Source organism: Niallia circulans, from assembly GCF_003726095.1.
Taxonomy (GTDB): domain Bacteria; phylum Bacillota; class Bacilli; order Bacillales; family Cytobacillaceae; genus Niallia; species Niallia circulans_A.
This window is the reverse complement of sequence record NZ_CP026031.1, coordinates 876,910-900,462: the sequence shown is the minus strand read 5'-3', so window position 1 is coordinate 900,462 and position 23,553 is coordinate 876,910. Positions and strand designations below refer to the sequence as shown.

Below are 23,553 nucleotides of genomic sequence, written 5' to 3'. Positions count from 1 at the left end.
TGCAAGGTATAAGTTAATTACCAAGGTGGGAATGATACAGTGAATATAGAAAGTTTAAAAATGTTTTGCCTAGTCGTAGAAGAAGGTACAATCAGTCAGGCAGCCCGATTAAGCTTTGTTACCCAACCAGCGGTAACTAGGCAAATAAGACAATTAGAAGAAGCTTACAAAACTCAACTATTTAAGCGGCATTCGGGAAAATTAATTCTCTCAAAAGCTGGTGAATTACTTTATCCATACGCGAAAGAAATTGTCGAATATACCAAGCTTTCTTTTGACGCTATTCAAGAATTAAATGGCAATGAAGAAATAGTTTTAAATATCGGTGCAAGTTACACACTCGGTGAGTATTTATTGCCCGGTATACTAGGGGAATTTAGCCGGAACTACCCTGACTTAAAGTTTAGTTTATCCATTGGAAATACCCCCACTATTTTAGCGAAATTGGAAATAAATGAAATAGATATTGCATTTGTCGAAGGTGCTGTGAATAATGATGAATTAATTCGTGAAAAATTTGCTGAAGATGAGCTAATCTTAGTTACATCACTTACACATGCATGGGGCAAGAAAGAGCAAATTAACATTCAGGAACTCCCGGAAGAAAAAATGATATGGAGAGAAGCAAATTCTGGGACACGGCTAATTGTGGAGGCTGCATTGAGTGAACTCGGGGTGCTTGAAGAAATAAAAAGCACGATGGAGTTAGGAAGTTACCAATCTATCAAAAACGCCGTGGAAGCAAACTTAGGTGTTAGCATTTTACCCAAGTTAACTGTCACAAAAGAAATTTCTAATGGATCACTTCATGAAGTTAAGATAAAAAACCTCTTAATTTCGCGCGATTTATGGATGGTTCAGAAATCACATCGTTTTAAAAAATCTGGTTTGAAATATTTTCTACAATTTATTCGCCAATAGTCACTTAGAAGGATACTCCATTTGGAATATCCCTTCTTTTTATTTTATGATTTAAGCTACTTATAATCTATAAAAATATTCAAAAATGCAATCGTTCTTTCTTTTTTTTAGCTCTAAGTTAATAGGTTAAGGCGAAATAAAAATGGAAATTGTGACTAGTTTTTTTACTACTTATTGTTGATACTACTGCAGGATATTCTCTCGGTACCATTGTTGGTACTGAGGGGGATTTATTTTTATTCTAAATTAACCTTATGAAGTGACTGTATGTCACTTCTTTTAGTCTTTATTAGACTTCCCCTTCCCTTCTAAAATGCCATCCAAACTCTTTAAGGAAAACACCATTGGTTCAAATAGTATCCAAACTTTTTAAAACTCTTTGTTTTAAATAATTATACTGTTTCTCATTTGTATCCATATATGCTTCTTCTCTGTTTGAAGGAAAATCCATGTATACGATAGCTTCTCTAAATTGAGATGCTGTAAAATCGTATCGTTTTCCATTCAAAACATTATAAAAATGCCATCCATCAGGAAGTTTAGTTTTTTTAATTTCTCCACCTAATATATCATTTACTACTAATGTGGTTACACCACAATGTCCTTTAGCTGGATTGTCCTCCCTCCATTTTGAACTTGATTCTAAAGACCAAGATTTATACAGAGCTTTTTCAACCTGTTCTATTTTTGATAAGTTGTTCTCCATACAGTACCCCCCATTTACAAAAGCGCATCTTTCCTTCTTAGCAATCCTACTTAAAAAAATAACATGACTTCTTCTTAAATTCATTCATAGGCTTTTTTAATCCACTAAAACCCTATCCCCTTTACTTGTTGGTTGAGAAGTCACCAAAAACTCTACTTCATTATTTGATTTATTAAACATTTGGTGTGGAACTAAAGGTGGAACCTCTATTCCCTCTTGTGGATTCAAAGCTATTTCTTTGCCATCTACTTCAATCATAGCTATTCCTGATAAGACGTAGAAAAACTGGCGTGCGTGTTGATGATAATGTCTTACTTCTGATGTATGAGCAGGCATACGTTCATGAATTATACTCAAATCTTGGCTCTTCACTAAATGCCATCCATCACAATTATCTCCCCATAGGTAATGTTCCGCATTGCTTTTGCTTTTTTTCATTCTTTTTCTCTCTCCCTTGTATTAATAACACAACCTCACCCAGCTTTTTTACCATTATTCCTCTCTAACTACGAGTTAATTATTCTCGTCATTCATAACCATTTCAATGAAATGATGGGCAGGCATTGAAAGTTCATCTTCTCTTCTCCGGCAAATGGAGATAGGGTTTTTTAATTCAATCCCTTCTACATCCACTTTAGCTAAATCTCCGCGAGCAATATATTCTTTAACTTCTAGAGATGAGACAAAAGTAACCCCATAACCTTCCAGGACAACCCTAATCGCTTCATTTAATCCATTAATTTGTAAGCCGACGGTTGGTTGATTAATGCTGTTTATTGTACATAGCGAAACCAACTTTTCCCGCGCAGAACTACCCTTTTCTCTAAATACAAATGGCTCGCACATAACTTGTCCTAATGTAACCTTTTTTGCAGCAAACTTATGGTTTTTGTGCACTACAAACCACATTTCATCCTCAAATAATTCGCTTGTGTTTAGAGACGGATGGGACTCTCTTTTCCCACCGATAAAAGCTATTTCTGCCTGATAATTAATTAACTGATCCATCGCTTTAAGCGAATTAGTAGTAGTTAATTCTACTTCAACCTCAGGATATCTTCGCTTATAATTTGCAAGCCATTTAGGCAACAGGAAATTTGCTGGAAGATAGGTTGCAACAATACGCAGCTTTCCAATCGAACCATTTTTATATTGGTCAAGATATGCTTCCATTTCTCCTTCAAGGGAAAATACTCTTTTAGTATGTTTGGCAAGTTCTATTCCTACTTCCGTTAATAAAATCCCTCTTCCTTTCGGTGCTAATAAAGTCATCCCTATCTCTTGTTCTAATTTTTTTATTTGCGCTGTTACAGCGGGTTGACTTATATTCAGCTCCTCTGCAGCGCGAGTAACATTTCCTTTTTCAGCCACGATGTGAAATAGCTTCAATGCGTGAAGATTCATATTACACCTCTACATTCATAGATAAAAGTTATCAATGTCAAATAAATATATATTAGATTTATTTATTATTTTCTTTTATTCTAAAATTACAAAAGCTAATTCGCAATAAAAATTTTCTTTTAAAGAGGTGAATGGGATCTAGAAGATACCCAAAATGATGAAATTTATATGTATTGACTGTAAGAAAGTATTTACTTCAAGTGAATTTGCCTATCATTGTTCATGCGGCGGTCTGCTTGATATCGTGCATGATTTCCAACATTACGATGCTGATTTTTTAAAGCATTTATTTAAAGAACGACTTTCAGAACGGATGACACCTTATGCAAGTGGAGTATGGAGATACAAAGAGTTAATCTTTCCTGAGTTGCCTGATAACTTTATTGTCACAAAATATGAAGGGAATACAGGATTATATGCTTCAGAATTACTACAAACTTATACAGGGCTTAAACAAGTTTTTGTCAAGGCACAAAGTGAGAACCCTAGTGGTTCATTTAAGGATAACGGCATGACTGTTGCTGTTTCTCATGGAAACTCCTTAGGATATAAGAAGTTCACTTGTACGTCGACCGGAAATACTTCTTCTTCTTTAGCGATGTACGCATCCATTGCTAGCGCAAATTCTTATGTATTCGTCCCAGATAAAGATATCTCTTTAAATAAAGTTCTACAGACAGTTTCTTATGGTGCAAAAGTGTTTAGTTTTCCAGGGACTTATGACGACGGCATTCAATTTTTAGAAAAATATAGCCGTGAGCTTGAATTATATGTTTGTAATTCTATCAATCCATTTAGAATTGAAGGTCAAAAAAGTATTATTTATGAAATCGCACAGTATTTAAACTGGGAATTACCTGAATGGATAATCGTTCCTGGTGGTGCTTTAAGCAATGCAACAGCATTAGGAAAAGGCTTATCTGATTTATATACGCTGGGATTAATTAAGAAAATGCCGCGAGTGGCAGTTGTTCAAGCAGAAGGCGCTAGCCCATTTCATAAAATGGTATCCCAACAAAAAAAGGAACTTATTCCTGAGCCTGTTCCATACACTCGTGCTTCTGCGTTGAATATCGGTAATCCACCAAGCTGGAAAAAAGCATTGCATACTCTATTCCAAACACAGGGAGTTACTATATCTGTAACAGATGAGGAGATTCTTGATGCTAAAGCTATGATTGATAAAAGCGGAATTGGCTGTGAGCCTGCTTCAGCAGCAACCATTGCCGGACTGCGCAATTTAGTTTCTAAACAGGTAATTGATAAAGAAGAATCCGCCTTATGTATTCTGACTGGAAATATTCTCAAAGACACGGATGTTTTAAAGTACTACCATCACGTGGAAAATACCAATGCCACCTATAAAAATAACATTCACCATACTAATCTATCACTGAGCAGCATAAGTAATAGCATGAAAAGTGAAAAATGAAAGTCGAAAGAACTTGACGGCTGATCGAAAACTTATTAGTCTCCCTTTAACAAAAACGTTCCTATCCCAGCAGGAACGTTTTTTCCTACTTTACATGCAAACTAACCTATTTATCTTTTAAAAAATAACGCTCAATAAATAGTTGACTTCAGCAAGTATTTTGACTAGAATAAGAAAATAATGACATTATACTATTAATTGAGGTGTTAAAAATGATAGATGTGCAGAGTAAGTTTGGGTTTGAATTCAGAAAATTCAATAGGTTTTACACAGATGTGTTGGGCTTTCTAAATGAACATATTTATAATAGCCCTTTTTCATTAACAGAAACTCGTATTCTCTTTGAAATTTATAACACAGAAAATTGTACAGCCAAAAATATTCAAGAAAGATTAGATTTAGATGGCGGTTATGTAAGTAGAATTGTCAAAAAATTCGAAAAAGAGAAAATGGTTTATAAGCAAAAGTGTAAAGATGATGGCCGTAATCATCTTTTATATGTTACCAATCATGGGGAATTGATTTACAAAGAGTTGGAGAAAAAAGCTAATCAGCAAGTAGAATACATACGTGAATCTTTGAATTCTGAGCAGCAGCAAAAGCTAATAGCCTCCATGTGTACAATCCAAGAAATTCTTTCTGCCTCATTTAACGAAAAAAACGAGGAGACCGTTTCTATTAGAAGTTATTATACTTTAGAAGATATTAACAACATGATTAAACATCAATGGTTATTTTATAATCAGGTCCATAAATGGGATAACAGTTTTTTAGCCTATCTGGAGGAGACATTTCGTGCTGATATCGAAAGAATCTGGATTGCAGAAATAAATCGCGAATTTGCAGGCTGTATTGGCTTAGTGAATGATGGCAATAACATAGGACAGTTAAGATGGTTCTTAGTAAATCCATCCTTTCACAAAAAAGGAATCGGTACTCAACTTATTAACGCTCTTATCCAATATTGTAAAGAACATGATTATGAGCAAATTTTTCTTTGGACTGTTAGTGAAATGGTTACAGCTAGACCACTATATAAAAAATTTGGGTTTGAAATAACGGAAATACAAGAGGAAAAATCTTTGTGGGGAGCCGATTTAATAGAAGAACGCTGGGATTTAGATCTAAAAAAAAGCTAATTACTATTATTTGAGGGGTAAATATGAAAAGAACATTTCATTACGCATGGATTATTGTTTTTGTTACATTTTTGACTTTTCTAGCCGTCCAAGGTGTTCGTCTTTCATTTGGAGCTTTTGTTGAGCCGTGGGAAACAGAATTTTCCATGAATAGAGGAACCATTTCACTTATCTCCACGTTGAGTTTTGTCATCTATGGACTGTCTCAACCACTTATTGGGAGACTAGTAGATAAATTGGGGGCTCGGCTCATTTTATCTTTTAGCACTTTCTTAGTAGGTATAAGTATTTTTCTCACGGCTTTTGTAACACATCCCTGGCAGTTATTCTTTCTCTATGGAATTATGGTTTCTCTCGGTGTGGGAGGAGCCTCTAATGTAGCTGCAACAGTAGTTGTAACCAATTGGTTTAATGAAAAACGTGGACTAGCGTTTGGAATTATGGAGGCTGGCTTTGGTGCGGGACAAATGCTTCTCGTCCCTGGATCCCTTTTGCTGATCCACTTACTAAATTGGAAAATGACCGTTGTTATCTTAGGCGCCTTTTTAGTGCTTTTTGTCTTTCCTATCGTCCTTTTATTTTTACGAAATCATCCTAAAGAGAAAGGGTTAGTTCCTATTGGCGGCGAAATTGCCGAAGACGATTCAGTTCCAAAAAAGACTCTAGATACAAACACTTCCATATGGAATGTCTTTCTAAAAAGACAGTTTTGGTTTTTAATTTTACCTTTTGCGATCTGTGGTTTTACTACCACAGGATTAATGGATACACATCTTATACCATTTTCGCATGATCATGGTTTTTCAACAAGTGTTACTAGTGCTGCCGTAAGTATACTGGCTGGGTTTAATATTATTGGTATCTTACTATCAGGTATAATTGCTGACCGCTGGAGCAGTCGCAAAATGTTATTCCTTTTATATGGAATAAGGGCATTATCTATTGCGATTCTCTTGTCTAGTCACAATTCCACTTTATTACTTATTTTTGCAGTAATCTTTGGATTGGTCGACTTTGCTACTGTTGCTCCAACGCAATTGCTGGCAACGCAGTATTTTGAGGAATATTCCATTGGATTCATTTTAGGGTGGCTATTTCTTAGTCATCAAATAGGATCAGCATTGGGCGCTTATTTACCAGGCTTCTTTTATAATGAAACAGGTAGTTATACTATTTCTTTTTATTTTTCCATTATAATCCTAGTAGGAGCAGCCATCTTAAACATATTCCTCCCTGAACCTAATAAAATTACGCAAAAAGAAAACTAGCAAAAATAACTACAAGATTAAAGGTAAGCCGAATAAACAGGCTTACCTCTCTATTTACCTTACCCTATTATGTTGACTAAATTAATAAAGACAACCTTCGAAATGCATCAAGATATTACTTTATCTAATATTCCTAATAATTTTTTATACTTTGCTAATGTTTCTTGAGCTTCTATCTTAATATCTGATTGGAAAAATGTAATATCGCCAGTTCCCTCTATATTAATTAGATTCTTTTCTTCAAGAGTTCTTTTCAGGTTCTTTGCCGTTCCAATACTTCCAGAAATGATATTCGTATTCCCAGGGAATATTGCTCTTAGGCTGTTTTCGAAATATGGGAAATGGGTACATCCAAGCACTATTGTTCCATATTTCCTAAGATCAAACGAAGCCAATTGTTCTTCTAAATAAGGGATTACTTTCTCTTCCCTGAATTCAAAGTTCTCAGCAAATTGGACAAGACCTGGAAGAGCTAAACTATCCACAATATCATGCTGGTCCAAACTTCTGACAAGATTATGAAACTTTTCTTCCTTTAGAGTCAAATTAGTTGCCAATACTAATACCTTTTTTTGTTTCCCTTCACAGCTTTGAATTGCTGGTTTTACTGCAGGTTCAATTCCCAAAATAGGAAAATCATATTTCTGGCGAAGATCGTCTACAGCGATACTAGTTGCCGTATTACAGGCAATCACTAATGCTTTAATACCTTGATCAGCTAAAAAATCTGCTGCACTAAAAATATAATCTCGTACTTCTTCTTTTGATTTTTCACCATACGGAACATGTAAGGTATCTGCATAAAATATGTAATCTTCATTTGGAAGCAACCGCACTGCTTGGTGAAGAACACTCATTCCACCAATCCCAGAATCAAAAAATCCTATTCTCACTACTTTTCAACCTTCTTCTAAAGAATTTATATCACTTATTAAGAATACCATTTTTTCTAAATGTTTTTAAGTTCTATCTTTTGTTTAGGTAAACTGTCCTTTATAGTTAGAAGAGTTTGCGAAATTATAATGTAACAAAAACGTCTATTACCTTTATGGATTATTTTTTTTAATCAAAATTATGAAAGCTATCTAATGAATTAGGAGTACATCAAGTGTATAATATTATGAATTTTCCTATCAGAGCAGCAATGCTAAACAGGCATCGCTACCCAATGTCCAGTTGAGACCTCTTTAAGTTGTGTATTCTCCACCTCATATTTTATTTGTGGATTATCTATTGGATTCATTATCTTCTTATTTTTCTCTATCTTAGGGTCAGGGATTGGGATGACGGAAAGTAATGCCTTTGTATAATCGTGTAAAGGATTGGAATAAAGTTCTTCGCTTTCGGCAATTTCTACTATTTTCCCCGCATACATGACGGCAACTCTGTCACAAATATGTTTCACCATAGCTAAGTCATGAGCAATAAATAAATACGTAAGACCCAGTTTTTGTTGCAGTTCTTCTAGAAGCTTTACTATCTGTGCTTGAATAGATACATCCAACGCAGATAACGGTTCATCACAAACGATGAAAGATGGCTCCACTGCCAGTGCTCTTGCAATGCCAATTCTTTGCCTTTGTCCGCCTGAAAATTCATGTGGATAACGGTAAGCGTGACTTGCTTCCAATCCTACCAGTTCTAATAACTCTTCTACCCTTTTTAAACGGAGTTGAGGATCTTTATATAGCTGATGGATATCTAGCGCCTGGCCAATAATATCAAGCACTTTAAACCTTGGATTAAGACTTGCATAAGGATCTTGAAAAATAATTTGCATATGACGTCGAAGCATTTTCAACTCTTTCTTAGTTAGTCGATTAACAGGAATTCCCTGAAATAGGGTTTCGCCGCTAGTTGGCTCATGCAAGCGTAAAATCGATCTTCCTGTCGTTGATTTACCAGATCCTGATTCTCCTACAAGCCCTAATGTTTCACCAGCCTGGATATGAAAACTAATGTCATCTACTGCTTTTACTATCTTCCCCTTGCCAAGATCAAAATGCTTGTTTAATGAATTAACCTCAAGGATTGGGTGAACAAGGGCTTCTGAAGTTATACTGACTTTTCGTTTCACCTTCTTTTTCTCATCAAGTCTTGGTAAAGCATTTAACAGCTTTTTTGTATAGACATGCTTTGGCTGCTCAAATATGTCCTCTGTTGTGCCAGTCTCTACTATTTCTCCTTCTTTCATCACTACTACACGATCACACATTCCTGCCACTACACCGAGATCGTGTGTAATTAGAATGATAGAAGTGCCAAATCGTTGCTGCATCTCCTTCATTAAAGCAAGAATTTGAGCCTGAATAGTAACATCTAATGCCGTAGTTGGCTCATCTGCAATAAGTAAAGTTGGACGGCAAGCCAATGCCATTGCGATTACTACTCTTTGCCTCATTCCACCTGAAAATTCATGTGGATACTGATTAAATCTTTCTTCGGGATGCCTTATGCCAACAAGCCGCAGTAATTCCATCGCCTGATTTTTCGCTTGTGATTTTGACAGACGTTGATGCTTAGAAATCCCTTCTGCAATTTGCTTCCCAACTTTAATCGTAGGATTTAAAGAAGTCATTGGATCTTGAAATATCATTCCAATATCCTTCCCGCGAATTCCTTCCATTTCCTTTTCCGTTTTTTCTGCTAGATTTTCTCCCAAAAATGTTATATCGCCACTTTTCAAGTGAGATGACGGGGATGGTAGTAGTCGCATAATAGAACGAGCTGTTACGCTCTTTCCACTACCGGACTCCCCAACTATACCTAATGTCTCTCCTTTTTTAATATCAAAACTAACTCCCCTTACCGCTTCAAGCTCTTGTTCATTTGAAGTAAATGAGACTCTCAGATTATCAACCTTTAATACTACTTCCATAATCTCCCCCACTATCTTTTTTCTTATTTCTCTTTTTCTTTCAAACTATGTATTGATTTTTCTGATATCTACAAATAAAATATACTATACAGGTCGGAATAATGCAATTTAAAGAAAAAGGGGGGAAACAATATTTTGGAACCTGTTCATGTAAAAAGCAGCAAAGTCAAAAATCGTACTAGATCAGTCCGTATTCTTGTACAAGAAAGCTTTATTAAGCTTCAAAAAAGACCTGATTATCGCTGGGCAATCTATATTTTGGGCTTGCCTGTCACACTCTTCGCCTTGTTCCTGTATTTGTTCAAGAAACAGAATGATCCTTCAAAAAAATTTATAGAAGAAATAGAAGAGCAATTACGTAAAGAGGGGCATTGGGAAAGCTTACATAAAAAATTTCGCTTACAACTAGAAAAGAAGATACAATTTTTCAATCAAGCACATACACCCTCTGAACTAGATAAAGTAGCGAGAAAATGGGCAAATGAGCAATTTCAAACGGACATAATGGAAAGAAGCAAGGAAAAAATGCTTGCGTTAGGAAACAAGAAGGTAACCTTTTCAGAAACCTTCCTAGCTTTCATTACAAACAAAAAGATAATTTCCCTTTTGTTTTTACCTGGTTTACTGATGTATGTATTTTTGCTGATCTGTATCAATCCCTATCTAAAGTTCATCCTAGAGCGATTAATAATGAGCATTTTCGTCATTTTTGGCGTAACACTTCTTGTCTTTACTATTTTATATTTTTCACCATTTGATCCGGCAGTTAATATCCTTGGGGAAACAGCAACGAAAGATCAGATTGCCAACTTTAATCATATCTATGGTCTTGATCAGTCTTATTTTCACCAATTGATACAAGCCTTTAAAGGAATTTTCACCTTTGATTTAGGTAATTCCTACACAGGAAATGAGGAAGTCGTAAACAGTATTGCAAGAAAGTTTCCAATCACATTTACACTTGCTTTTATATCGCTTATTATGGCAATCCTTATTGCGATTCCTATAGGCATTATTTCAGCAACTAAACCTAACTCTATTTTTGATTATAGTTTTATGTTTATTGCTTTAATCGGTTTATCTATTCCAAATTTTTGGCAAGGGTTAATCTTTATTCTTAATTTTTCGATTAAATTAAAATGGTTTCCAGCTACATACGTACCTGATAATTGGATTTCCATTATCATGCCTGCAGTCGTTCTTGGAACAGGTCTTACTGCTTCTATTGCCAGGATGATGCGTTCTTCTACACTTGAAATCATTAATGAAGATTACATTATTACGGCAAAGGCAAAGGGCTTAAGTAAGTCAACTGTAATATGGAGGCACGCTGTCACTAATGCCATGATTCCCGTCATTACTGTTATCGGTCTATTGTTTGGCGGAATGCTTGGTGGAGCAGCTGTGACAGAGAAAGTTTTTAATATTAGCGGAATAGGAAGCTTTATTGTTGACAAGCAATTTATACCTGATATTCCGAGCATTTTGGGGGGAGTGGTTTATATTGCCATAACGATTTCCCTAGTAAATTTATTAATTGACGTATTGTATGCATTCTTTGACCCACGTATACGTACGAAAATGAAACAATATTAAAGCAGGTGTTACGATGTCCAATAATACGGTAGATACACCACATTACCGAAGAAAACAAGCACAGAAAGTATCTTTAGAATATTCACAAGCAGTTTTTTCCTTAATCGTTTCTCTTATTCTGACCGTCATTTTCTTAATCAATGGCTTTGATTATTCATCGGCTGCGATTAAGCCATTTTTCTTTAGTGCATTTGCTGCCTATCTATTCGTATCGATTATACAGGTATTGATTACATGGAAGATTAAACAAAACCTGAAGCAGTTTGGCTCTATTCAAAAATCAACAAGAAAATGGGGATATATTCAGTTATTAAGTGTACTGTTTGGAAATGTATTTACTGCTTCATCTGGACTTTTACTGATTAAAGAAAAAAAATCAATTGACTATATATTTGCTGTTTACATGCTATTAACACAGTTTTTTGTGATTGCTGTTTCTGCTTTAAATTTGTTTAAACCATATGTAGCAGACACGTTTTTACTAGGCATGTATATTCTCATTGCGATTTCTTTTTTTTATCTTTACGTCTTTTATTTTCTATCCAAAAAAGACAGAAGTACTTTAAACGCTACAAAAATTATTGTACTTTCAATAATCTTGTTCCTTACTGGACTATCAGGGAACTTATTTGCCCTTTTTTTAGGAATAAATTTCTTGCGTGATTTAAGAAAAGAAAAACTGTCTGGGAAAGCTGGATGGAATACAACGTGGAGGAAAATAACCAACAATGCTTCTGCCATGCTTGGCCTATTCTTTATTATTTTTCTGTTTGCTTTATCTATATGCAGTTATCTAACATTCGATAAAGATATGGCAATGGAGAATAATTACGCTGCCATCCTTCAGACACCCAGTCTTGCCTATCCTTTAGGTACAGATGATTTTGGTAGAGACCTTTTTTCTAGAATTATTTTCGGAGCAAGAATTTCATTAACTGTAGGGTTTCTTTCTACTATTATTCCATTATTTATCGGTGGGTTCTTAGGTGCCTTAGCTGGTTATTATGGTAATCGAGCAGATAACGTAATCATGAGGCTATTGGATATATTGTATGCTATTCCTGGTATTTTACTTGCAATTGTCATTATTGCCGCATTCGGTTCGAATACAATCACCCTCATTATCGCTTTAAGTGTTGGCTCTATCCCAACATATGCGCGAACGATGAGAGCAAATATTCTCATGATTACGAATCTCGAATATATTGAATCTGCAAGAGCATTGGGAGCAAATAATTTTACCATCTTGTTTAGGCACGCAGTTCCAAACTCGCTTGCACCGATGATTGTTAAGTCAACTCTTACTATTGGCAGTGCTGTGATAGCTACAAGCAGTTTAAGCTATCTTGGATTAGGGGTTGAACCGCATATTCCAGAATGGGGGAATATTCTAAAAATCGGAAGTGCCTATCTTGAATCCCATTCCTATCTTGCCATTTATCCTGGATTATGCATCATAGCCTTAGTCCTTTCCTTCAATTTTTTGGGAGACGGTCTTCGAGATGCATTAGATCCTAAGTTAGATTAATTAAAACATATTATTTAGGGGGAATTTTGCATGAAAAAGAGTTTATTAGCCTTTTTGCTTGTCTTTGTTTTAGTCGCGGCAGGATGTGTCAATACGAAATCAAGTGTTGAGGAAGACAAAGGGAATGATGGGAAATCAAGTGCCAAACCTACTATTGAAATCTTGGGCAGCAGCACAAGTGAGTCTGACATCAATATTTTAAGAGATCAATTAATAAAAAATGGATTTGACGTTAAATTAAATCTTCAACCAGACTATGCGAGCTTCAAAGCACAACAAGATGCTGGAAATTATGATGTTGCGGTATCTAGCTGGACGACTGTAACAGGTAACCCAGATTATGCAGTACGCTCCCTCTTTAAAACAGGCGGAGATTATAGTATTTTAGCAGATGAAGAAATTGATACTTTAATTGATAAGGCAAGTACGCAATCACCGGATGAATATAAAGAAACATATAAGGAATTAGAACAAAAACTAGTATTTGATAAAGCTTATATCGCTCCTTTATACATTTCTTATAAAGCCCAAGGAGTAAATAAAGAAGTCTTGAATCCAGCAACTGTTCGACTTGCAAAATCTAGAGCAATCGCTTGGGAAACAATTGACTTTAAAGATACTTCCAAAAGAAATACAGATCCATTAATTGTTCAACAAGCTATTTCTACACTAACTTCTCTTGATCCGATTAAAGGAAATGATGGATCTATTAATACATTAAATACAAATATGTATGTCCGTTTAATTAATTTAACAGATGATGACCAAGTCACTTCGGAAGGATCTCTATCTCATAATTACAGTATCGCTGATGGAAATTCTGAATATTACTTCTTACTAAGAGATGATATTAATTTTGCACAAATCAAAGACAAGAAAGCTGTTGATACTGGAGAAAGAGTTGGTGCAGACGATGTTATTTTCTCGCTTGACCGCGCCAAAGACAAAAATTCTGTTCCGGATCACCGTACTTACAGCCTTCATGAACATATTAAAACAACGGAGCTTGTGACAGATTTAGCAGAATTAAATGCGAAAGAAGCTGGAAGCGGCACAACCATAAAAGCCGCACTAGAAAAAAATCTTGACAAGGAAATTACAGAATTAGTCTCTGATAAAAAAGATGCAAATAATAAGGAAGGCAAGTATCAAGTAGTTAAAGTCATTACTACTGAGCCATTCCCACAAGTTTTAAATTATTTAGCCCATCAATCGGCAGGTATCGTTTCTAAGAAACAAGTAGAAAGCATTAATACGTATGATGTAGCTTCCTTTGACATCAATAAAGACATTCCTTATGGGGATCAAAATACAGTAACTGAAGGCGACAAATATAATAATACATTATTTGCTAGCGGCCCCTATATTCTTTCTTATAAAAATGATTACGAAGCAGTATTCTTAAAGAATCCAGCATACCAAAAAGGTACAGATGTTGAGCCGAAAATTTCTACTGTTCAAGTACGCTTTATAGCAGATGCTGATAGCGCCCTTTCTTCTTTACGAAATGGTGAAATTCACCTTTTCAATGGAGTACCTGAAACGAAATATAATTTAGTGGAAGAAGATAGCAAGCTTACTCTGCAACGTCAAGAAAGTAACGCTGTAACCTACTTATTATTCAATACGAAAAATAGAGAAGTAGCGAATAATGATGATTTAAGAAAAGCAGTATTGTATTCTATTAATCAAGACGACTTTATTAACTATTATCAAGGCAATAAAATTAAAGCAGTTTCGACCGTAAGTCCATTAGTAGAGACTGGCAATGAGTTAAACGCTGATGCTGATAAAGTAAAAGAATATTTAAAAAAGTACCACGAAGGAAAATAACTATTTCCTCTCTCTATCCTATCTTGTAGTTAGGATAGAGAGAGTTTCCCATCAATCCTAACTTCTATTCTATGGATATTCTTATAAATAACTTCAGATAGTGTTCTCTCCTATTTATGAGTAAAAATGCTGGCCCTAACCTTTTTGCAAAGGTATTGTGGTTCAAAAAGGCTTAGCCTATCTATATCGATCACTATTTATTGGTAAAAGATCTCTTCTTTTCTTCTTTCAAAAGTATTACTAATAATCCCTCTTGAGAATTCTTAAATTCGTTAATAATAATGAAATAATCAAAATAAGAATAGCCAATGCCCACCAGAAGGCATTAATGGGCGCATCATGCTCCACAATAATTAATCTTACTATAGCTGTAATACCAATATAAATGAGATAGCGTAATGGAAAATGAAAATGCGAATCAAAATACTTGATGATTAAAGCTATAAATTCAAAGTATAAGAAGAAAGTTAGCAGTTCCTCAGTAAATAAATAATAATCTCTTTCATCCTCTGTTACAAAAGCGACATAGGAAAAGATAAACCATGTTTCTTTTATAAGAAAAAAACTCAATGTTATCCCTATAAGAAACAAACAGCTATTCAATAATGCTTGTAAAAATATAGGCAGTTGCGTAAAAAACTTGATTAGATTTGCTCTTACACTTTGCATCCATCTAGCTCCTTTTATTAGGTATGTTATCTATTTAATATGAGCCATTTTGTATTATTAACCATTAAAAAGGAGGCTTTTTAATACTTCTCATTTACACCATCTTTTCCTTTCCAAATCTATGCTCCTATCAGGCTATCGCTAATATAAATCCCCTTTCTTAATGACGTATTTTGCTGTAAATCTTTCCTTTCACCATACTTCTGTCTTCGAGACCTTTCGTCAAAACTATATTTTTCGACATATAACAATAGCAATTTTGAGATAACTGTTCCTCACTCTTCTTTGCTATGCTAAATCCTATTCGACAGGTTTACAATTGTATAGTATAATTTTCCTTTATTGATATTAAAGCAATAATACATAACCTATAACGTAAAAGACTTACTTTCGCCTTACATATAAAGATGTAGTTTGAATTCTGCGTTATCATAAATAATAGGAGGAGATTTCCATAGAAGATTTGATTTTACAAATGATAGAGGCCTTTAAAGGACTTTCATATTTTGGTATTATGCTTGCACTAACTTTTGAATTTGTTCCAGCAGAACTGGTACTACCGTTAGCTGGCTATTGGGTATATGAAGGAGATATGAATTTATATATGGCTATTTTTGCGGGTTCGATTGGTGGTGTATTGGGACCACTCACTTTATATGCATTAGGCCGATATGGTGGAAGAGCTGCCATTATGAAGTTCAAAAATTTTTTTCTTTTAAAGGATGAACATATTACTAAATCGGATCAATTTTTTGAAAAATATGGTGGAAGTATCGCCTTTTTAGGACGATTCATTCCGTTAGTCCGAACGGCTATTTCGATTCCTTGTGGAATGGCCAAAATGAATATATGGAAATTTATCATTTATACTTATTTAGCCATGCTTCCCATTACAGCGATGTATGTCTATTTAGGTTATAAATTAGGACCTCAATGGAAAAAAGCGGGCGAAGTATTTGGTCAATATACGAACTATTTATTAATCCCTATCGCAATATTTATTATTATTTTTCTGTTTACTAAACGTAAAAAAGTAAAGGTACAATAGTTGAAAAAGGACTAGCTCCAGCATGTATTTAAACCATACTGAAGCTAGTTTCTTTTTTTCCTGTAATAATAGATTAAGTGAATGTAGCAATACTTCTATGTCCCCCTCGCTATCGAGATTACTGCTAAAATCGGAAATGGAAAATTTACCTGTGATTGGATTTTTATTTTTACCCATCCTATTAAATGGAGGTGGTAAAGATGAAAAAAGAAATTCCAGTTGAGTTTACGGAAAAAGTTCTCGATCAGCGAAATGATCTTACTGGTCCAGATGATTCAAGAAAAGCATCCTATCCAAAAAGGCCAAAGCATGTATCCATCCAGGAATCGAAAAGAAAATAATTTAAAAGCTGCCCTCTAGTTCCATCAAGGGGGCTCTTCTTTTGCCCTTTCCTCCCTTATCATATGGTTGGATTTCTAACTGTTCAACTATTTAGCCAATTCTTTCCAATATTCTTCGTTTTTGATAAAGCATATTAGCAACTTCCCCTACCTCTTTTATGGCTGCTTTATTCATATAGGCACCAAAAATCATTCCCGCTACTGGTATCATTTGAAAAAGTTTTTTCCATCCGAAATTATCTCGATAAGAAGCAAACACCTCTCTCCACCCTTGTAGCTGTGCGAAACCTTCCTCCTTAGAGGCATTGGTCAATTCATTTAAAATGGCTCTTTTTCCAACTATATCAGAAGAAGTAAATTGCATACATTTAATCATAAATATTCGCTCTTCCTTATTTGAAGGGTCATAACCATATGCTACTGCTACTTCTTGGATGGTTTTCAACGTAATTCCAAAGATAAGGGGGATATCAACAGCTAGTGTAAAAATACCGCCAAAACCAGTTGTAGCCCCTTGAATTTGGGCATTTTTCGCACGATTTTTGATAAAGGTTTCTGCTGTCTGTTCCATAGAATCAATCGGAAAATGTTTTATATCTTCCAATTTCACATCTTCCTTTAACGATAATTCTTTTTTAACTTTATACAATGTTTTCTCATTATCCACGAGATACTGTCCGCCATTATCAATATATACGGCAATTTCATCTAATAGTATATGTATTTTCTCTTGGATGTATGTCGGTGTCAATTTATCCAATAGCACAAATGGAAGTCTTCCGATTTTTTCCCAAAAGAACAAACCTTTTTGATTTTTCTCCCATTTTTCAATATTCTTTAATTTCTTTCTAAGCAGCTTTTGATTTTCCATTGCTTTATCTTTGTTTAACAATTCCATTTGTTTCTCCCATTTTTCGAATTATTTTTAAATGCATAATGAATTGAAATGACGAGATTTGATTTCACTCGTTTTTTAAGATAATCATTTATACGAGTTTTCATATAAAAAAGATTCATTAAAAAGAGAGTTATTCTACTCGATGCTCATGCTCTCTTTTATCTTACTAGGGAGTGTGTTGTTCACTGTATGAATCAATAATGCTAACGCATATAGAGAATGGCCTACATATAAAAATAATGCCTATTATTACATAGGAACATATTATCCTCATCTTTTAAAAGCTATTTTTTATTTATTTAAATAAACACTTATGCAAAATAAACAATAAAAAGCCTTGCAACTATTAAGCAGGCCTGTTATGCAAGTATTCTAAATCATTCACATTGCTTTTGTGCAAGGCGATCATCCAATTCTAATTAACTTCCTTTTCCTCTTCTTTGGTATTCTCTATTCCGTAATCACTTCAATATCTATATTCTCTTGAAAAATCATCAGTAAAATGCTCTAAATAGGTTACTGCTTTGGAAGATTCACCCAGCACTTTTACCTCTTTGACAGTTGTATTTCCTGTTGGCATCGTAAGCGTAACAGATTATCCCTAATAGATGCTCTATTAAAATATTATCATCACCTTTCCATTTGATTTAGGGATATCGGTAATGCATTGTATTGTAACTCTCCTCCGTTCTTCTTTCGAATTATAATTTATGCTTTCGGTAATTTCACTTGGAAGTGGTTTTCTGCCACTTCTATATCTCTATTAGTTAAATTACTTAACGTATAGCTGCTCTCTTCTTCACTCCAAACATTCCTCTTAAGTCCTCTTTTAAATTTGGTTATTTTTACAAGAAAATTAAATAAAATATAGGTATTATTATTGACGCTAAAAAGGCAGAATAACACTTCCCAACTTTTCTCCGACAAGAAAAGCATCCCAGACAGGATGCATTCTTCGTAAACTTATGCTTTATATAATATAACGGCTGTATAAATTCCCTCTTCTGTTATAGGGTCATTGTTCACAGCGAACTTAATATCCATTACTTCATGATTTTCCAATTCCTTTAACGCTTTATTTAAATGTTTCTCGAATTTTTTATTTTTCTCCGAAATAACTTTTGTTTGAATCATAAGGTTGTACCTGCCTTTTCCTAATTATTGTATTATTAATTGAACAATCTCTTTAAGTAATTTTTATATCCATAGATGTTTTATATTTTGTTCCCTTTCAGCCGAACATCCAACTATTATTGCCACCATGGCAATTAACAAAATAGAAAGGCATTTACGGAAAAAATATAGTGAATTAACTCCCTCCTTTCTAGAGAAATACGTTTTGAATAATTAAAAAGTTTCAATTAAAAGAAAAGGACTTTACTAAAAATAGATTTTGCTGGATTTGGTATAGAACTATTCATTAAAGATAATAAAGAAAAGTTTTCTCAATTATCTATACAAACATGATTAATCACCTTTTAAAAGATTTATGATTTTGTGTTTTAAAATTGTAATCCAATAATTTTAAAAACAAAATAAAATGGCTACATCAGATATAGAAAAACTGAAATAGCCATTAATTAATTACCATAGAAGATTTTTTTGTCCTCGCCTATCGATCATTTCACCTTTTCCACTGCTTAGTAGCCCTTCGGTAACAGAAAGAGTACCATCCCGCGGCCGCGGGTTAGCAGACATTTCTTTAAAGAAGCATCATCATCTTTAAATCAGCCTAACAAACTAAATAATACCTGTATTAGGCTATTAAATTTCTTTTCTACTAACTATAATTACCTTTATACTCAATCACTTTTACAGGCCCTAATAAACCTGATGGCTTCATAGGTATAAATTGAGAAAAAAAGTCCTGTTCTTTCTTCCCTAAATTATCCACCACTACGATTTCTAAATGATTTATTCCTTTCTGTAGATAATCCGTTATTTCAAAACTATATGGAGTACATATTTTTATTCCAACCAATTCTCCATTCAGTTTTACCTCAGCAATTTCATTTACTATTCCTAAATCTAATATAAATCTATCACCTGTTAGATCGATACTATTAAATGTAGAAGTATACTTAAAATTACCTGAAAAATTTTCCAAACCAGGAAGTTTATTTATATTAATCAAATTATTTAATTCCTGCAAATTACCAAATGTGGGGTATTCTAAGGCGGTACAAAATTCAACTTTCCACTTTAATTGGAGGATAGTCTCTTTTCCCTCCAATTGATTTACATTTTTAGTTATCATCCCCTCAAACTTATTACTATCTACAAGTATCAATGATTCATTAGGTTGTAACTGTATCGGTATTTGTTTTTTTCCTTCTTTATTAAATTGATCATATGACAATAACTCGTTATTAAATCCATCATATTTTAAGAGTACTTTCTCCGAATTAAGTTCAGCTACTGTATTGATTTCTTGATAAGGATCTTCATTAAAAAACATATAAAGGTTCCCATCTATATGCTCATAATGGTAATATCTTAAGTACGGTTGGTATTCACTAACTATCAGTTCCGTTCCTTTTATTTTCAATTCCTCTCCTAATGATTCTAAATTAACCTTATTGGTTCCACTAAAAAAGCTTTCATCCAACCTTTGGTTTTTTTCGCTATATAATGGATAATTATTTACAAAATATATATTTATTCCATTCTTAGACATCGCTTCTACTTTCTCCATAAATGATAAAGGTAACGATTCTGCATAGGGAATAATCAATGTATGAAATTCGTTATTGTTAATAAGGAATTCGTTATTCGTAATTTTACTCTCCATAACATAATCAATTGGAATAATGTCAAAATCTATTTGATGTTGCATCAATACACGAGCAGGTTCTTGAAACAGCATATAGTTACCAAGCCACTCAGCTTCCGCATGATAAAGAATACCTACTTTCGCAATATGTTTCCCACCATTAAACAAATGACTTATCCTATTTATATAATTATTTAAAATATACATATATCTAAATTCTGGATCATGTCCATTAGCATAAAAATGTGGTGGACAATCGGGATCAGGAAATGTTTTAGGACTAAATGCATGAGGTATAAAGTGATTAACTCCTCTAACTAGCATGTGATCGACAATAAACTTCATTAATGAAAGTCCTTCCGCCCAGCCATATGCTCCAAACACTTCACATATCGTTCTGCCCCCTTTTTTTCTATCAAGCTGACCAAGTGAGGCTCCCATTTTAGCTAGACCATAATGAAAGAATTCACCATCCCACCCCATTTTTGTTATGGACTTATTAATATTTTTATCCATTCCTGGCATTATTTGATTAAGAACAACATCAATTCCAGACATATCTTGTGGTTTAATCGCACGAAAAAAGTGTCCAGCTCCATATCCTAGTCGTGCATGTGAATTATTATCTTCTATTAAATGACCAATATATTCCACATTTCTTTTCTGACACCATTCCGCTAATACTCCTGTAAAATTATTACTATATTCTTTAGAAACAATATCCATATACTTCAACCGAACTTCTTTTTCTTTACCATCAGACTCAATTGGTTCCAGTAAAGGTAGAAATACATAATCATCTAAGAAAAATTCTTCTAACATACCTTCTCTCCAAGGATAGACCATCTCCTTTCTTCCAATAGATCCTTCCGCTCCATGCATGTTACCAAATCTCGGTTCATCCGAAAAAAAACCTGCAAACGTTTTGCCAAATTCTGATTGATAGCGTTTGTAATGAGGTTGATAAACCTCATCAATTAATATTTGAGTAGCTTGTGATTCCAATGGGTTTAAATACCCTTCTGTTTGCGGCTCTCCCCCATCTATTGTTTCCATCAACACAAAAATGCGCCATTGACCCTCAGGTATACTCCAATTTAAAATTCCATTAATTTCAAAGTTCGTGATATCAATAAAACTGGTGGAATCAAAACTACTATTACCTGTTCTCTTTGCAGCTATTATTTTTAGTAGCTTATCAGGTATATATTCTTTCTCTTTTGAAAATAACTGTTTTGTATTGCCACGATTAACTAATATAGTGGCATCCTCTAATGGTCCTACAAAGTCTAACTGATGGATTTTTAAATATTTTTTTATATATTGAGGATAATCATTTTTCACTCTTCCATTCGCATATCCTGTAGGAAAATGAGAATCATCTAATAACCAAACCTTCATTCCCAGCTTTTTCGCTTCTTCCATCAGTGTATCCATGTTTTCCCACCAACTCTCACCAAGAAAATCAGGATGTGGCCTAGATTCAACAATGAATGCTTTAATCCCTGATTCATATATTTTTTTTACATAATCTCTTAAAATGTCATTATCTTCTCCGTGAAGCCAAAAAAAAGGTAATATGTAATTATCATTTTTATTATCTAATACCTCTTTCACTCTCTTCATCACTATCTCTCCCTACCATTTCTTTCTAATATACAACTTAGCTGTGATATCCACTTTAATTAGGGAGGAGCAACCAAGTATCCCTTCTTCTCACAAGCTACTTGATTACTCATCTTCCTCTTACATATTCTTATTTGATTGTAATTTACCTAGTATCCCACTGAAAAATGTTAATATTCATAATGTTCAGTCTTATTATCAAACAGAAATTTTTACATCATTACTTTTCATTTCTTCCTCTACCGCCTTTTTATCCAATACCTTAAAGAATGGAAAGTAAATTAAAGTAGACACGATTGTAGCAATCAACTGAAAAACTGCATATTTCCATCCACCCATCATTAATCCTTGAATAATAAGCGGAGTTCCTCCAGGACCGCCTGCACCGGTAGGCATTGGTAAAATTCCCATGGAGGTAAGTATATACCCAATTATAATGAATAAAACAGGGGTAAATACAAACGGTATGAATAAAATTGGGTTTAACATCATCGGAAATCCAAAAACAACAGGTTCATTAATATTGAAAAGAGATGGTATAGTTGCAACCTTACCAAATATTTTATAACGAGACGATTTTGCAAACAATAATACACAAATTACTAAGCCGATTGTAGCTCCTGCACCACCTGGGGAGGAAACTGCATTAATCCAATTGTATGTGATAATATTAGGTCCTACCTGCCCTGCTGCAACCGCTGCCATATTCTCGGCATCTGCTGCTATCCAAACTGGCATTATGACAGATACAACAGCAATGCCATGAATTCCTAAGAACCAGCATAACCCAGTCAACACATAAATGATAATACCAGCCCATATACTTGTACCGATTACACTTAATGGTGAACCGATTAAAGTATAAACTGCATTATGAAAGTTCTCAAACTCAGTATGTGAAAGTCCTAGTGTTATCGTTCCAAAAAGGATACCAATGAGAACAGAAGGTATAATGCCATTAAACGACTTTGCAACAAATTCTGGAACACTGTCTGGCAATTTTACGATTAAGCCTTTATCTGATAATTTTATATAAATAATGGAGGACACTATTGCACAAAACATAGCTACAAAAATTCCCTTTGCTCCCAACCATTCTAAAGGTAAATTTGTTATAGCCATAAATCCTTCACCAGTCGTGGTTAATGGTGTTACTAATAAAAAAGCTAATAATCCCAGTAATCCTCCTGTAAATGAGTCATAATCCGAAAAATTACCTACATAAGTATATGCGATACTAAATGCAGCATACAATGCAAGAAGATTAATAGTAATATTTGATAAGGTCGTGAAAATTCCTCCTAAACCACTCGTAGTTAAAAATGATTGATATGCTTCAATAGGTAAATTTTGAAATATAGTTGCAAATGATCCTAATATCAAAACACTCATTAAGCTCATTAAGCCTTTAGAAATGGATTGGATAATTCTATTATTATTTATCCAGTTAGAAGCAGGACCAAGTATTTTTTCTAAATTATTCATTCTACTAC

At 34.1% G+C, this 23,553-nt stretch carries 20 protein-coding genes; 9 read left to right on the top strand and 11 right to left on the bottom strand.

The genetic code is table 11. The features are described 5' to 3' along the window. Nucleotides 1-39: 39 nt before the first annotated feature. Entirely contained in the window at nucleotides 40-921 is an 882-nt protein-coding gene (locus C2I06_RS04070) for a LysR substrate-binding domain-containing protein (protein ID WP_123257500.1), read from the top strand. A 349-nt stretch (nucleotides 922-1,270) separates the two neighbouring features. Here C2I06_RS04070 and C2I06_RS04065 read toward each other — a convergent pair whose 3' ends face one another. The 3 genes from C2I06_RS04065 to C2I06_RS04055 form a co-directional block, all read right to left on the bottom strand. Then, nucleotides 1,271-1,627, bottom strand: coding sequence for a YunG family protein (locus C2I06_RS04065; protein ID WP_123257499.1), 357 nt, complete (start codon nucleotides 1,625-1,627; stop codon nucleotides 1,271-1,273). A 96-nt stretch (nucleotides 1,628-1,723) separates the two neighbouring features. Further along, complete coding sequence (locus C2I06_RS04060; RefSeq protein WP_123257498.1) at nucleotides 1,724-2,065, bottom strand: cupin domain-containing protein; 342 nt, start codon at nucleotides 2,063-2,065, stop codon at nucleotides 1,724-1,726. A gap of 75 nt (nucleotides 2,066-2,140) precedes the next feature. Then, nucleotides 2,141-3,031 (bottom strand): LysR family transcriptional regulator, encoded by an 891-nt coding sequence (locus tag C2I06_RS04055; RefSeq protein ID WP_123257497.1) that lies wholly within the window; start codon nucleotides 3,029-3,031, stop codon nucleotides 2,141-2,143. A gap of 157 nt (nucleotides 3,032-3,188) precedes the next feature. Here C2I06_RS04055 and thrC point away from each other — a divergent pair, with 157 nt between their 5' ends. The 3 genes from thrC (at nucleotide 3,189) to C2I06_RS04040 (ending at nucleotide 6,870) form a co-directional block, all read left to right on the top strand. Beyond that, nucleotides 3,189-4,463, top strand: coding sequence for a threonine synthase (gene thrC, locus C2I06_RS04050; RefSeq protein ID WP_123259107.1), 1,275 nt, complete (start codon nucleotides 3,189-3,191; stop codon nucleotides 4,461-4,463). A 212-nt stretch (nucleotides 4,464-4,675) separates the two neighbouring features. Continuing rightward, nucleotides 4,676-5,602, top strand: coding sequence for a bifunctional helix-turn-helix transcriptional regulator/GNAT family N-acetyltransferase (locus C2I06_RS04045; protein ID WP_123257496.1), 927 nt, complete (start codon nucleotides 4,676-4,678; stop codon nucleotides 5,600-5,602). Nucleotides 5,603-5,625: 23 nt separating this feature from the next. Next, a complete protein-coding gene (locus C2I06_RS04040; RefSeq protein WP_123257495.1) occupies nucleotides 5,626-6,870 on the top strand; it encodes an MFS transporter in 1,245 nt (414 codons plus the stop codon). A 107-nt stretch (nucleotides 6,871-6,977) separates the two neighbouring features. On the opposite strand, the gene murI is transcribed toward C2I06_RS04040, so the two are convergent. Beyond that, complete coding sequence (murI, locus tag C2I06_RS04035; protein WP_123257494.1) at nucleotides 6,978-7,763, bottom strand: glutamate racemase; 786 nt, start codon at nucleotides 7,761-7,763, stop codon at nucleotides 6,978-6,980. A gap of 254 nt (nucleotides 7,764-8,017) precedes the next feature. Then, nucleotides 8,018-9,748 (bottom strand): ABC transporter ATP-binding protein, encoded by a 1,731-nt coding sequence (locus C2I06_RS04030; protein WP_123257493.1) that lies wholly within the window; start codon nucleotides 9,746-9,748, stop codon nucleotides 8,018-8,020. Between the two features lie 135 nt (nucleotides 9,749-9,883). On the opposite strand from C2I06_RS04030, the gene C2I06_RS04025 reads away from it, so the two are divergent. Genes C2I06_RS04025 through C2I06_RS04015 form a run of 3 tightly spaced genes read left to right on the top strand, consistent with a single transcriptional unit; the run spans nucleotide 9,884 to nucleotide 14,705 of the window. After that, nucleotides 9,884-11,344 carry an ABC transporter permease gene (locus tag C2I06_RS04025; protein ID WP_420915958.1) on the top strand — a complete coding sequence of 487 codons (1,461 nt, stop codon included), beginning with the start codon at nucleotides 9,884-9,886 and terminating at the stop codon, nucleotides 11,342-11,344. Nucleotides 11,345-11,357: 13 nt separating this feature from the next. Beyond that, the gene (locus C2I06_RS04020; protein ID WP_095329271.1) at nucleotides 11,358-12,872 is read left to right on the top strand and encodes an ABC transporter permease; all 1,515 of its coding nucleotides are present in this window, start codon (nucleotides 11,358-11,360) and stop codon (nucleotides 12,870-12,872) included. Nucleotides 12,873-12,902: 30 nt separating this feature from the next. Then, on the top strand, nucleotides 12,903-14,705 hold the full coding sequence (locus C2I06_RS04015; protein ID WP_095329270.1) for an ABC transporter substrate-binding protein: 1,803 nt from the start codon (nucleotides 12,903-12,905) through the stop codon (nucleotides 14,703-14,705). A 240-nt stretch (nucleotides 14,706-14,945) separates the two neighbouring features. On the opposite strand, the gene psiE is transcribed toward C2I06_RS04015, so the two are convergent. Beyond that, on the bottom strand, nucleotides 14,946-15,374 hold the full coding sequence (gene psiE, locus C2I06_RS04010; RefSeq protein ID WP_123257492.1) for a phosphate-starvation-inducible protein PsiE: 429 nt from the start codon (nucleotides 15,372-15,374) through the stop codon (nucleotides 14,946-14,948). Between the two features lie 454 nt (nucleotides 15,375-15,828). Here psiE and C2I06_RS04005 point away from each other — a divergent pair, with 454 nt between their 5' ends. Continuing rightward, the gene (locus C2I06_RS04005; protein WP_164463791.1) at nucleotides 15,829-16,422 is read left to right on the top strand and encodes a DedA family protein; all 594 of its coding nucleotides are present in this window, start codon (nucleotides 15,829-15,831) and stop codon (nucleotides 16,420-16,422) included. A gap of 200 nt (nucleotides 16,423-16,622) precedes the next feature. Next, nucleotides 16,623-16,763 (top strand): hypothetical protein, encoded by a 141-nt coding sequence (locus C2I06_RS24830; protein WP_164463613.1) that lies wholly within the window; start codon nucleotides 16,623-16,625, stop codon nucleotides 16,761-16,763. A 91-nt stretch (nucleotides 16,764-16,854) separates the two neighbouring features. Here C2I06_RS24830 and C2I06_RS04000 read toward each other — a convergent pair whose 3' ends face one another. The 5 genes from C2I06_RS04000 to C2I06_RS03980 form a co-directional block, all read right to left on the bottom strand. Next, the gene (locus C2I06_RS04000; protein ID WP_123259105.1) at nucleotides 16,855-17,634 is read right to left on the bottom strand and encodes an EcsC family protein; all 780 of its coding nucleotides are present in this window, start codon (nucleotides 17,632-17,634) and stop codon (nucleotides 16,855-16,857) included. Between the two features lie 735 nt (nucleotides 17,635-18,369). Further along, the gene (locus tag C2I06_RS03995; RefSeq protein ID WP_123257491.1) at nucleotides 18,370-18,588 is read right to left on the bottom strand and encodes a hypothetical protein; all 219 of its coding nucleotides are present in this window, start codon (nucleotides 18,586-18,588) and stop codon (nucleotides 18,370-18,372) included. 36 nt (nucleotides 18,589-18,624) lie between these two features. After that, nucleotides 18,625-18,795, bottom strand: coding sequence for a sporulation protein Cse60 (locus C2I06_RS03990; protein ID WP_095329266.1), 171 nt, complete (start codon nucleotides 18,793-18,795; stop codon nucleotides 18,625-18,627). 646 nt (nucleotides 18,796-19,441) lie between these two features. Further along, nucleotides 19,442-22,060 (bottom strand): glycosylhydrolase-like jelly roll fold domain-containing protein, encoded by a 2,619-nt coding sequence (locus C2I06_RS03985; protein ID WP_123257490.1) that lies wholly within the window; start codon nucleotides 22,058-22,060, stop codon nucleotides 19,442-19,444. A gap of 198 nt (nucleotides 22,061-22,258) precedes the next feature. Continuing rightward, a complete protein-coding gene (locus C2I06_RS03980) occupies nucleotides 22,259-23,545 on the bottom strand; it encodes a PTS sugar transporter subunit IIC (protein WP_123257489.1) in 1,287 nt (428 codons plus the stop codon). Nucleotides 23,546-23,553: the final 8 nt, after the last annotated feature.

Coding starts and splice junctions, on each gene's coding strand:
- C2I06_RS04020 (WP_095329271.1), top strand. CDS start 11,358: ATGTCCAATAATACGGTAGATACACCACATTACCGAAGAAAACAAGCA.
- psiE (WP_123257492.1), bottom strand. CDS start 15,374: ATGCAAAGTGTAAGAGCAAATCTAATCAAGTTTTTTACGCAACTGCCT.
- C2I06_RS03990 (WP_095329266.1), bottom strand. CDS start 18,795: ATGATTCAAACAAAAGTTATTTCGGAGAAAAATAAAAAATTCGAGAAA.
- C2I06_RS24830 (WP_164463613.1), top strand. CDS start 16,623: ATGAAAAAAGAAATTCCAGTTGAGTTTACGGAAAAAGTTCTCGATCAG.
- C2I06_RS04015 (WP_095329270.1), top strand. CDS start 12,903: ATGAAAAAGAGTTTATTAGCCTTTTTGCTTGTCTTTGTTTTAGTCGCG.
- C2I06_RS03985 (WP_123257490.1), bottom strand. CDS start 22,060: ATGAAGAGAGTGAAAGAGGTATTAGATAATAAAAATGATAATTACATA.
- C2I06_RS04040 (WP_123257495.1), top strand. CDS start 5,626: ATGAAAAGAACATTTCATTACGCATGGATTATTGTTTTTGTTACATTT.
- C2I06_RS04055 (WP_123257497.1), bottom strand. CDS start 3,031: ATGAATCTTCACGCATTGAAGCTATTTCACATCGTGGCTGAAAAAGGA.
- C2I06_RS04030 (WP_123257493.1), bottom strand. CDS start 9,748: ATGGAAGTAGTATTAAAGGTTGATAATCTGAGAGTCTCATTTACTTCA.
- C2I06_RS04045 (WP_123257496.1), top strand. CDS start 4,676: ATGATAGATGTGCAGAGTAAGTTTGGGTTTGAATTCAGAAAATTCAAT.
- thrC (WP_123259107.1), top strand. CDS start 3,189: ATGAAATTTATATGTATTGACTGTAAGAAAGTATTTACTTCAAGTGAA.
- C2I06_RS04000 (WP_123259105.1), bottom strand. CDS start 17,634: ATGGAAAATCAAAAGCTGCTTAGAAAGAAATTAAAGAATATTGAAAAA.
- C2I06_RS03980 (WP_123257489.1), bottom strand. CDS start 23,545: ATGAATAATTTAGAAAAAATACTTGGTCCTGCTTCTAACTGGATAAAT.
- C2I06_RS04065 (WP_123257499.1), bottom strand. CDS start 1,627: ATGGAGAACAACTTATCAAAAATAGAACAGGTTGAAAAAGCTCTGTAT.
- C2I06_RS04060 (WP_123257498.1), bottom strand. CDS start 2,065: ATGAAAAAAAGCAAAAGCAATGCGGAACATTACCTATGGGGAGATAAT.